Raw genomic sequence first — 292 nt, forward strand, 5'->3', positions numbered from 1 at the left:
ATTGGGGTTCGACTCAAATCTTGCTTTTACCGCAAAATCCGAGCCATGATTATTGGCCTGATATTCTCTCGATTTTAACTTTAAAGTAGAATTGAAATCCTTTGTGACACTAATAGTACTGATATCTTCACTACCATCATCATGTTTAACTGCACGTAAGCGAATAAATTCTTGTAATATTAATGCTCCTTTTTCATTAAAAAAACTGATTTTATTACGATGGTCAATAATAGCACTAATTTTCCCGTTTCTTATTTCTTGATTGCCATTTTCATGGATAATTACTTTACAG

1 pseudogene is annotated in these 292 nt (G+C 31.8%); it reads right to left on the reverse strand.

The window, feature by feature from the left end:
- A pseudogene (locus C1G53_RS12160) lies at positions 1-292 on the reverse strand (glycoside hydrolase family 31 protein); the annotation flags it as partial.

Origin of the sequence: Streptococcus suis (assembly GCF_002960445.1) — a bacterium.
GTDB classification, from domain to species: Bacteria; Bacillota; Bacilli; order Lactobacillales; family Streptococcaceae; genus Streptococcus; species Streptococcus hyiners.